Source organism: Fervidibacillus halotolerans (assembly GCF_026547205.1).
Classification (GTDB): Bacteria; Bacillota; Bacilli; order Bacillales; family Caldibacillaceae; genus Fervidibacillus; species Fervidibacillus halotolerans.
This window is the reverse complement of sequence record NZ_CP106877.1, coordinates 2,380,570-2,392,672: the sequence shown is the minus strand read 5'-3', so window position 1 is coordinate 2,392,672 and position 12,103 is coordinate 2,380,570. Positions and strand designations below refer to the sequence as shown.

The following is a 12,103-nucleotide window of genomic DNA, read 5'->3' as shown; positions in this document are numbered from 1 at the left end:
TAGATCACCACTGGAAAATAAAAAGATTGAGAGGTAACAATCGTTTGTTGGAAAATTATACAAAAAACATGATTTCATCCGAATAGGTAACTGTTGATGTAACAAGCCACACTGCAGATGTTATAACATCAGGAATAAGAAAATCAACTGATAGTTGGGTTTTTAAGAATGAATGATGTAAAAGAGAGATTTGTTTGCCAAGAGGATTTACTACAGATTTTTCTTAAATAATACTTTTGAAGCGGATCTTATTACTTTAACTCACGATTAGGATTAAGCAGCAACGAATCCAATTGAACTCTCTGTTAAATAAATAGTAATATTATTCGTTTAACATTTAATAGAAAATTACCAAGGATGTTGAAGTTCTAGTAAAACTTGCTATAGCAATAGAAGAAAGGTTCATTAGTGAATAATGGTGTGAAAGTAGAAGGTGGAACGCTTATTTTTTATTAATGCAATACTGCTGATAGAACAAGAAAAAATAAAAAATTCACAATTAAGTAAACGATTATATTTTTAGATAATAAATAATAATAGTTGGATAGAGAAAAATAATAATGATATAAAAAAAGAGAAATATAGAAAAATTTTCTATAATATGTTAGATTATTCTATAAGGACCGAAAAGGTTCGAAAAATATAAAGAGAGGTGAAGAGATTGAGGAAAGTAAAACGGATTTTCTTGTTAGTGGTCATTTTCGCACTAACATTCCAATCGGTCGCATTCGGAATGGGAATGGCAACACAATCAAGCACTTCATCTCAAGGGAGAATTTCCGTTCCAAAGATAGCGGTCGAAAAACCAGAGATTAAACTATCAGAAAAACTTGAAGAAACGAAGGATCCAGAGGAGAAAATCCGGATCATCGTAGAGCTGGAAACAGAGCCTGCGATTAAAGAAGCGACGAAGAAAGGAGTGTTGTACAAGGAACTTTCCAAATCAGTTAGGGAAAATCTTGAATCTGCCGTTGAAAAGGAACAAACAACTGTAACAAAATCCATTCGATCGGTTGTTCCAGACGCACAAATACTAGAACAATTTACAACGGTTTTCAACGGTATTTCGATGGAAGTGAAAGTAAAGGACGTTGAAAAAATAGAAGAAGTTTCTGGTGTAAAGGCTGTCTATGAATCGGTCGAATATGAACAACCCGAAGAAACACCGACGATGGTTACTTCCAAAGATCTTATTGAAGCACGACAAGTATGGGAAGATTACGGATATGATGGGGAAGGAATGATTGTCGGAATCATAGATACCGGGATCGATTATACCCATAAAGATATGGTTTTAACAAATCCTGAGAATGCTAGTTTAACAGAAGACGATGTTAATGGATTGTTAAGTGACGGAACGATTGGGGCAGGAAAATATTTTACAAGCAAAGTTCCATTCGGTTATAACTATATGGATAAAAATAATGAAATCCGGGATTTAGGTCCAAATGCCTCCATGCACGGAATGCACGTTGCAGGTACTGTTGGAGCCAATGGTGACGAGGAAAATGGTGGCATTAAAGGGGTAGCTCCGGAAGCACAATTGTTAGCTTTAAAAGTGTTCGGGAACGATCCTTTATTCGGTTCCACTTATGATGATATTTATGTCAAAGCGATTGACGATGCGATTAAGCTTAACGCTGATGTTTTAAATCTTTCTTTAGGATCACCAGCAGGTTTTGTCGATGAGAATTCACCATCTCAACAAGCGATAAAAAATGCTACGGAAAACGGAATTCTCGTTTCGATCTCAGCTGGAAATGAAAATATGTATGGTGACGGCTATTTTTATCCGTATGCATCCAACCCGGATTACGGATTAGTCGGTTCACCGAGTGTGGCAAATGAATCCCTTTCTGTCGCATCTTTCGAAAATGACATGATTACAACAAATAAACTCGAATATGCCATTGCCGATGAAGAATCCGGCAGTGCACCATTTTTAAATGCAAATGATAAGGAATTAACCGTAGGTGAAAGTATTGAACTCGTATATGCGGGTCTCGGTAAACCTGAGGATTTTGAAGGGAAGGACTTTGAAGGAAAGTTTGCACTCATTCAGCGCGGAGAACTTGCCTTTGTCGATAAGACGTTAAACGCCCAAGCAGCAGGCGCATCTGGTGCCATTATTTATAACAATACGGATGGCATCGTAAATATGGCGACGGATGCATCAATCGTTATTCCCCAACTGTTTATGCTAAAGAGTGACGGGGATAAACTAGCAGCCGCATTGCAAGAAGGAAAAACCGTTACGGTTACATTTACCGATGAAACGATGATGGTTCCGAGCGACACTGCTGGTTTAATGAGCGATTTCACATCATGGGGACTAACACCTAACCTTGAATTTAAACCGGAAATTACCGCTCCTGGAGGGAATATTTATTCAACATTAAATGACGACCAGTATGGAATGATGAGTGGTACGTCGATGGCCGCTCCACATGTGTCCGGCGGATCTGCACTCGTAATGGAAAAGGTAAAGGAAGATTTCGGACTAACCGGTTCCGCATTAGTTGAGATGACAAAGCAACTATTGATGAACACAGCAAAACCGGTGGAATTCGATGGTGCTCACGTTTCACCCCGTCGGCAAGGTGCAGGGCTTATGCAACTTCATGCTGCACTCTCCACACCAGCCATCGTAACGGATGTGGAAACTGGTGAAGCTAATGTTGCGTTAAAAGAAATCACCGATAACGTAGTTACATTCCAACTCAAGGTCGATAACTTATCCGATGAAGACCTCACCTATGAAGTAACTGGAACTGCACAAACGGATACACCGGTGAATGCTGGGGTTTACATTTCTGCACCGAATTTATTTGGAGCTTTGGAACTTTCCGATACCGTTACGGTCAATGGTGAAGCGACAACAACTATTGAAGTGCCTGCTAACGGTTCAACAACATTTGATGTCACGATCGATGTAACGGATTGGAATGACGGCTTAATAGACTATTTCGAAAACGGCTACTGGTTAGATGGTTTTGTCACGTTGACGGATCCGACCGATACGAATCCGGAATTAACTGTTCCGTTCGTTGGATTTAAAGGTGATTGGGATGCAGCGCCAATCTTTGACTATTATGCATGGGATCCGATGACGTATTGGGGAATAACCTTCTTAGTAGATGATTTGGGTTATATTATCAATGGTGGCGTTTTTGAAGAAGATTTTAATCCAGAACGCTTTGCCTTCTCTCCGAATGATGATGGCGAGTTTGATATGGCAGTACCAATATTCTCTTTATTCAGAAATGTTAAAGAATTGAAAGTATCTGTACTAGACGAAGAAGGAAATACCTTACGGACCATTCGAACGGAGAAAAACTATAGAAAAACCTATTCCAATATCACTTCTAGTCCATATGTGTATGACAATGACTTTGGATGGGATGGATATATCGATGGAGAATTAGCTCCTGAAGGCGATTATATTCTTGAAGTAAGTGGTGTCATTGACTTTGAAGGTGCTGAATGGCAAAGCATCCAATTCCCTGTAAAAGTCGATTACACTGCACCTGAGGCCACGGTTGAATATGATTTTGATACAAACACCGTATCAATTTCCGATGTTGTCGATGAAGTGAGTGGTGCAGACTATTGGGAAGTATATGTAAATGGATACTACTATGACTACTACCCAATGACTGAAACAGAGGTTCAATTAGAAGGTATTGAAGGAAAAGACCAAATTACAGTCGTTGTTTGGGATACTGCATTAAATCATTCTGAGTATAACTTCACAATACCTGGTGAAGATGAAGCAGATAGCCCAGTCATTTATGTAAACTCACCGAACCATTATGATGGATTTTCTGATTCGGAAGTATATGTATATGGATCGGTAGAAGATGATTCCAATATTGCTTCCTTAACAATTAATGGGGAAGAACCGGATTATTTTGATGGAGAATATTTCGACCACGTGTTAACCCTTGAAGACGGCGTACAAGATGTTGTGGTTAAAGCCGTAGATGAACACGGAAATGAAAGCCAAATTGTCCGGACAGTTCTCGTTGATACAAAAGATCCGAGCATCGAAGTTGGTTTATTCCCAACATTAACGGATAAAGACAAAATTACCGTACCTGTTACAGTACAAGATAATTTCGATGAAATTCGCTTGTATGTAAATGGCGATGAAAAATATGTTCATGAGCTCAGTGTGCCTCTTGATATGGTTGCGTTTAACGAAACGATTGATCTTGAACTTGATTTAGTGGATGGAACAAATACATTAACGTTGGAAGTAAGCGACGTCGTCGGAAATCAAACTGAGCAAGTTATTGAAATTGAAAAACTGGAAACTGCTGAAAATGCCGTCGTAGCAGATGAAGTATCAATCATTGAACAATCAGAAGATCAAGACGTAGATCAAGTGGTTGTGGTAGTCCCAGAACTGACAGAACAAGTAAGTGAAATGAATGTTATAGTCTCTCAACGCGCATTAAAAGCAGTGTCCGATTCAGGAAAAACACTTGTCGTTAAATCCGGTGAGTTAGAAACAGAATTTGGAAATTCGGTCATTTCGGGATTGCAAACATCAGAAATCGTAACATTCTCCCTTGCTTTAGCAACAGATACTGATGTTGAAACAGATGGATCGGTTGTTTCTGATGTATATGAATTTTCTGTTGTATCAGAAACCGATGATGTTCAAACTGAGGTAAATGAGTTTGAAGAACCTGTTAAAGTCACCGTTCCAATAACTGCAGAATTAACTGATTCACGTAAAGCTTCCGCATATTATGTGAGTGAGGACGGTTTACAATATGCAGGTGGAAAATACGATGAAGGAACATTTAAATTCAGTACTAACCACTTCTCTAAATTCGTAATCATTGAACGGGATCAAAGCTTCGATGATGTGAAGGATCATTGGGCGAAAGATGTGGTTGAGGTACTGGCCTCTCGGATGATTACGAATGGACAATCGGAAACGAAATTTAATCCAGAAGGAAAAGTCACCCGTGCTGAATTTGCTGTCCTTCTTGCACGAGCATTAAAATTACCGACTGAATCTTATGAAGGAATATTTACTGACGTATCGGAAGATTTCGATTGGGCTTATCCGGGAATTGAGGCAGCATATAGAGCAGGAATTGTGAAAGGTGTTTCTGAAGAAGAATTTGCACCAAATGCTGAAATTACCCGTGAACAAATGGTTGTGATGATCATTCGTGCTATTGAATATGCGAATGCAGAACTTTTGGAAGATTTAGAAACGGGCTCATCATTTGCAGATGAAGAACAAATCAGCTCTTATGCCCTCGAAAATATAAAACAAGCTTTATCCCTTGGACTCATTAATGGACGGGGAGAAAATAAATTCGCTCCAAAAGAAACTGCGACTAGAGCTGAAGCGGCAACGATGGTTTACCGGATGTTGGATGTTTTGGATGAATTATAATCTCAGCATCGGATTTTCGTAGAAAGGTGTTTAGCCGTATACTTAATCGGTAAAATGAATAACACCTAAACATGATAAAAATAAAAGGCATCTGTCCACTCCATACTAACTAAAAAGGAGTGAACGGATGCCTTTTTTGGCTCTATAATAAATGTTGGGGTTTTCATACAATTTTAGTGAAAAAAACACATGCAACACCGTCATTCTTTTATACTTAAATTGTCTAGAAACAAGAAAAAGAATGGAGTTGCGTGTACTATGAATTTTATCATAAATATCCAGGATTAAAAGATTGTCAGGTGATAAAAGTAGAAGAACGTAAAGGGGAAATTCTCCTGTATGTAGAAATGGGGCGGAAGTCGCACCCTTGTCTTGACTGTGGTTACGGCGATGGATATAAAAACTTTTAAGAGATTTCGAGCATTGAGACTAGTATAAAGGAATGGGTCTACATGTAGGATGGAGGAGACCTGATTTCTCTATCAACCAAACGTTTGAGGGAGACCCAATATTAATTCCTACAATCTTTTTACTGTTCCTTAATCAGATATTATAATGAAAAGATACATAGCAATTTATGATCAATCTTTTTTTATAGCATAGGAAAGGATTTGTTTAGGGAATTTTAAATGGTTACTTTCGTCAATGATGGATAAGCGTGATTCTAACAATATATCGTGTAAAATATTTATATGTGAGCGCTTCCTATGATTTCCCAATGATTTTTTTGGTTCGTAAGTTAGCTTGTACTCTTGAAAGTTTATTAGTTGTAGTTAGGAAAGGAGATGAATTGGAGATGGAAATAGTTTTTATGAATCTTCCCATTTATTTTGCAAAGGAGGGTTATTTCATATGAAAAGGCGAGATACACTTGTTACCATAATGATCATAATAGTCTTCGGGGTAGGCACAATCTACTTTCTTCTAAATAATAAATTATCTCAAACTGCAACTACAATAACAGAAGATTTAACTACCGAACAATATGAATCTCCTGGACCATTAAAACAATTCGATGAACATTATGATGTGATTGTAATAGGCGGGGAACCAGAGGGAGTGGCTGCAGCCGTATCAGCCGCGAGAAATGGGGCGAAAACTTTGCTCATCGAAAACCGGAAAGAACTAGGTGGTCTATTTACATACGGGATGTTGAACTTTCTTGATATCCCACAAGGTGCCGATGGAAAATCGGTCAGTCGGGGAATTTTTGAAGAGTGGCATCACATGGTCGGAGCCGGTAGTGCCTTTGGGATTTTGGAGGCAAAAGCCGCATTTAAAAAACTCGTCGACCAAGAGAACAATTTGACGTTGACGACGGAGACTGAAGTTATAAATGCCCATATGAACAATAACAAAATCGAAGGGGTTACAATTCAAAATGAAAACGGTACATTTCACACTTTTGGAGAGACATTTATCGATGCGACCCAAGATGCGGATTTTGCCGTCATGACGGGAGTACCATATTTTATCGGTGGTGAGGATATCGGTCAGAAGGATAAAAAAATGTCCGTAACCTTGATCATTCACTTAAAAAATGTAAATTGGGAAGGAATTCGGGAAGCAGTTAAATCAGAAAAGTTCGGTTACGCTGCGATGAAAGAGGATGCGGCTTGGGGATTTTCGAAATTACTTACCGCCTATCAACCGGTGGAGGAAAACACGAGATTACGTGGGTTAAATTTGGCAAAAGTCGGTGATGAATACTTTATTAATGCTTTGCAAATTTTTGGAGTTGATGGGTTAGATGAAAATTCGAAAAAGGATGCAATTGAAAAAGGAAAGCGGGAAACCGAACATATTTTAACCTTTTTAAAAAAAGAATTTCCAGGATTTGAACAAGCCGAAATTGCGAGTTTCCCAACCGAGCTGTATATAAGGGAAACGAGACATATTCGCTCTGAATACCAACTTCCAATGTCTGATGTTTGGACGAACCTTGATCATTGGGATGCAATTGCCTACGGAGCTTATCCCGTCGATATTCAAGCCCAAACGCCTCAAGATTATGGATATGTTATGGCGAATCCAAAGCAGTATGCTATCCCTTTCCGTAGTCTAATCCCGAAACAAATTGACGGGTTACTAGTTGTCGGCCGATCTTCCGGCTATTCCTCACTGGCTGCAGGAAGTGCACGGATCGTTCCAACGGGGATGACTACGGGAGAAGCGGCAGGAGCAGCTGCAGCCATTGCAGTGAAAAAAGGGGTCACTTTCCGTCAAATGAGTCAAGATAAAGACCTCGTGCAATTGCTACAAAAAACTTTGGAAGAACAAAACGCCTATCGAAAACCGACAGACACATCTTATCCATATGAAGGGGAATGGTTTGATGAACAGGTACAGTTTTTAATCGATTACGGTTTAGTCTATGGTGGCTATGATAATGATCTACGGGTAGATGAAACGGCGACTTTTCATAGCTTTATTAATTTATTACATAATGGATTTTTACGTATGCAAACGTCCATTCCGAAAGATTTATATAACAGATTTGTAGAGAAAAGGAATGAAATATTAGTAGAAGAAGATCATCCTATAACGAGAGATCAACTGGCAACATTATTAGTAGAAGTTCTATTTGGAAAGGAAAAAATGGAAGCGACTTTCGCCCACTGGAGCGTACTTCTCGAGGAAAAGATTATCACTGAACCAATTTCAAAACATATTTCCAGAGATGAACAGTTAACAAGAAAAGAAATTTTCGCCATCACCGCATCTATATTAAGTCAATTTTATCTACAATAATTTTACTCATACTCGATTTCATAAAATTAACACTTGAAGAACATATCCTAAATAATGTATTGTAAAGGAAAAGAATTAAATATAAAATTAACATTATGTAATAGTATCTTTACTATATTCACAAGAACTTAAAATAATGACAGGTAAAGTCGAATGTTATTACAACAGCTAAGATATATATGGACAGGAAGTTGTTGGATGTGCCAACCATATTATTCTATTGAACAAGAGTGTGAAGGGGTGATAAGATGAAAAAGGTGATTACGTACGGTACGTATGATTTGCTCCATTATGGGCATATCAACTTATTGCGCAGGGCAAAAGCATTAGGAGACTATTTAATCGTCGGTTTATCAACGGATGAATTTAATGCGTTGAAAAACAAGAAAGCTTACCATAGTTATGAGCACCGGAAAATGATTTTAGAAGCGATCCGTTATGTGGATGAAGTTATTCCGGAGAAAAATTGGGAACAAAAGAAGAATGATATCATTAAACATAACGTGGATATATTTGTGATGGGCGATGATTGGACAGGAAAATTTGACGAGTTAAAAGAATTGTGCGAAGTCATTTATTTACCACGAACGATTGGTATCTCAACAACAAAAATAAAAAAGGATTTGATATCGGTAAAAAATGTATAAACAATCATTTGTCCGGGAATGGTTCATTGAAGTCTACTTAGTTTTTCACAAAATTCTATTCTTTTTTTTAAAAAAACTCCCTGTTAAAAATAAGATCGTATTCGTTGCCAGTTTTAAAGAGAATAATCTATATATTTATCGGGAATTGAAACGGAGAAAATATGACGGGGAGATTGTTTTTTTATGTAAAAAACATTGTTATAACAGCATACAAAAGGCTTCCTCTGTCCCGGTTTATAAAATCGAATCTGGAAAAATCACGGACGAAATCAAGGCAGCTTATCATTTGATGACGGCGAAAAAAATTATCACCGATAATTATTTCGGGGTCTTTGCTGTTGCTCCGATCAAAGAAGAAACCGAATGCATCCAAATTTGGCACGCAGCAGGTGCGATCAAAAAATTTGGATTGATGGACCATGCAACAAAAAAGAGAAGCAACCGGGCGAAAAAACGGTTTTTAAAAGTTTATTCTAAATTTGATAAAGTCGTTGTCAATTCGGATGCCTTTGCCAAACAATTTGAAGCAGCTTTTCTTTTAAGTGAAAACCAATTTCTTCGGTTTGGATTTCCCCGTACGGACTTTTTTTTCAATGAATCAAAAATAAGAGAAAAGAAAAACATTTTTTTTAGAAAATATCCTGCGTATAAAGGAAAAAAAATCATCTTATATGCACCGACTTTCCGACCGAATCCAAAGGATAATGAATTGAATTTGGACATCCCCTTGTTATATGAAAAACTACACGGGGAATACGTCCTTTTTATTCGTATGCACCCGTCTGTTTCCATGCCGGAACAGATGTTTTCTGGATTTGAAGACTTTGTCGTTGATTTTTCAAAAAAAGCCAGTATCAATGAACTTATGGTAGTTTCAGATCTATTGATTACTGATTATTCGTCAATCCCATTTGAATACGTCCTGTTAAAAAAGCCGATGATATTTTACCCGTACGATTTGGAAAGTTATAAGCGGAATCCGGGAATTTGGGAACCGTATGAGGAAATGGTACCAGGAGCGGTCGCTCACAATACATCGGAAATTCTCGACGTAATTTTAAACCATACATTTAACGAAGAAAACTATATCGCATTTCACCAGAAGTGGAATACATATACAACCGGAGAATCATCGGAAAAATTGGTACAATATTTAATGAGGGGGGACAGTCCCTTTGAACGCGACTCTAACTAACATCTATGTTGATGAACATTATTTATACATCCATTTGTCCGTTGAAGAGGCGACTCGTCCGTGTGGATTATTATGGATACAGCGAAAAACGAAACGGGAAGATACGTTTCCGTTGGCCGAACAAGACGGTGAATTTGTAGCAAAAATCCCGATGTCATCTGTCGATGATCTGCTGGAGGTCGATCGAACGATCGACCTATACGTAAAGGAAGAAGATCAAACCGTCCGCATTCGTTCCGAAGAACCGTTTTTACAAAAAAAATACGGCTGGATTAGCGAGACGCTGATCGTTCCATTTACGACGAAAAAGGGCAATGTTTCGATTAAACGGACGGATATAACCGTATTTGCCCAGTTTACACATATACAACCTGTTGGGAATGGCTCCATCCATTTACATGGGATATTCGTCGTTCCCAAACCGAAATTGGATCCTACATGTGTAAGAAAGGCAGACGAACCGATACAAAATCCGGATTCAGTCCATATCCGGTTAAAACGAAGCAAGACCGGTGATATCGTTTGGACGGCTCGACCGATGATAGAAAAAGATGGGGACGTGTACCGGTTTCAAATCGTCATTGACCCCACCCGGGACATGGGACAATTAGATATCGGGCGGTACACATTTTTGCTCCAAATTCAATACCCTGAAAGCTTGAAAACTTACAAAAATCCGGACTCCATATTGGAAAGCGGATCATTAAAAATGGTATACGGACACCCGTCGTTTCGGTTATGTAAAAAAACGAAAAACAATCATGAAAAGAGAAAATTATCGATTTACTTATCGAAAAAGAATAGGTATGTTACTTTGAAATTGGAAGAAGTGAGCTTTCGGATCTTTGTAAGAAGGCAGTGGATCCGTTTTCGGAATTTATCCTTTACGAAAAAAATGTATAAGTTCGTATTCCAATTGGTCGGTCTGTTTCCTGCCAATAAAAAGCTCATAATGTTTGAAAGCTTTTTAGGAAAACAGTATAGTTGTAATCCGCGGGCGATTTATGAATATATTAAAACCCATTATCCCAGTTATCAATTGTACTGGAGTGTGGACAAACGCTATATCGGCAATTTTGAAGGAAAAGAGTTAAAGATTGCTAAACGGTTTTCCGTAAAATGGTTATTTTTGATGGCTACGGCGAAATATTGGATTTCCAACAGTCGCTTACCCCTTTGGATTCCAAAACCGAAGCATACCATTTATTTGCAAACGTGGCACGGAACCCCGTTGAAACGGCTTGCGATGGATATGGAAGAAGTGCATATGCCGGGGACGAATACGGAAAAATATAAGAAAAATTTTTATAAAGAGTCGAGGAACTGGGATTATTTAATTTCTCCGAATGCTTATTCCAGTGAAATTTTCCGGCGTGCGTTCCGGTTTGAAAAAGAAATGATCGAATCCGGTTATCCACGGAATGATTTTTTATATAAGGGGAATCATGAACAAACAATTAAAGATTTGAAAACCCGCTTTCAAATTCCCCTCGATCGGAAAGTTATTCTGTATGCACCGACGTGGAGGGACGATCAATTTTATAGCCGGGGAAAATACAAATTTGAATTACAACTCGATTTAAACCGAATGCGGGAAGAGCTGGGAAAAGAATACATTATCCTGCTGAGATTACATTACCTCGTTGCGGAAAACTTGGATCTTTCAGGCTATGAAGGATTTGTGTACGATTTTTCCAATCACGAAGATATACGAGAATTGTATGTCATTTCTGATTTACTCATTACCGACTATTCTTCCGTATTTTTCGACTACGCCAATTTGAAACGACCGATGATCTTTTTCGTCTATGATATTGAAGATTATCGGGACCGGCTCCGGGGTTTTTATTTCGATTTTGAAAAGAAAGCTCCCGGTCCGTTAGTCAAAACGACGGAAGAGGTGATCGGCGAAATTCGTAAGTTGGAACAGAACGGATCCGCCTTACCACCGAATTTTGATGAATTTTATGAACGGTTCTGTGCTTGGGAAGACGGGGAAGCTTCGAAGCGAGTAGCAGAAAAAATATTGGGGGGATCAGCTCCTCAACGCAGTAAAGTGTTAATGCGCTGAGGGTGAGTTCCTCCGACTAA

The 12,103-nt window shown here is 38.4% G+C and carries 5 protein-coding genes; all 5 read left to right on the top strand.

All coding sequences use genetic code 11. The annotated features are described in order from the left end of the window. Window positions 1-661 precede the first annotated feature (661 nt). The 5 genes from OE105_RS11220 to OE105_RS11200 all read left to right on the top strand — a co-directional run bounded on the left by OE105_RS11220 (window position 662) and on the right by OE105_RS11200 (window position 12,083). Window positions 662-5,419, top strand: a complete 4,758-nt coding sequence (locus OE105_RS11220) for a S8 family serine peptidase (RefSeq protein ID WP_275420264.1) — start codon at window positions 662-664, stop codon at window positions 5,417-5,419. Between the two features lie 852 nt (window positions 5,420-6,271). Continuing rightward, window positions 6,272-8,170, top strand: a complete 1,899-nt coding sequence (locus tag OE105_RS11215) for an FAD-dependent oxidoreductase (protein WP_275420263.1) — start codon at window positions 6,272-6,274, stop codon at window positions 8,168-8,170. 248 nt (window positions 8,171-8,418) lie between these two features. After that, window positions 8,419-8,817: a glycerol-3-phosphate cytidylyltransferase gene (gene tagD, locus OE105_RS11210; RefSeq protein ID WP_275420262.1), complete on the top strand. Its 399-nt coding sequence runs from the start codon at window positions 8,419-8,421 to the stop codon at window positions 8,815-8,817. After that, window positions 8,810-10,012, top strand: coding sequence for a CDP-glycerol glycerophosphotransferase family protein (locus OE105_RS11205; RefSeq protein ID WP_275420261.1), 1,203 nt, complete (start codon window positions 8,810-8,812; stop codon window positions 10,010-10,012). Before tagD ends, OE105_RS11205 begins: the two co-directional genes overlap by 8 nt. Next, on the top strand, window positions 9,993-12,083 hold the full coding sequence (locus OE105_RS11200) for a CDP-glycerol glycerophosphotransferase family protein (protein WP_275420260.1): 2,091 nt from the start codon (window positions 9,993-9,995) through the stop codon (window positions 12,081-12,083). Before OE105_RS11205 ends, OE105_RS11200 begins: the two co-directional genes overlap by 20 nt. Window positions 12,084-12,103 lie beyond the last annotated feature (20 nt).

Coding starts and splice junctions, on each gene's coding strand:
- OE105_RS11215 (WP_275420263.1), top strand. CDS start 6,272: ATGAAAAGGCGAGATACACTTGTTACCATAATGATCATAATAGTCTTC.
- tagD (WP_275420262.1), top strand. CDS start 8,419: ATGAAAAAGGTGATTACGTACGGTACGTATGATTTGCTCCATTATGGG.
- OE105_RS11205 (WP_275420261.1), top strand. CDS start 8,810: ATGTATAAACAATCATTTGTCCGGGAATGGTTCATTGAAGTCTACTTA.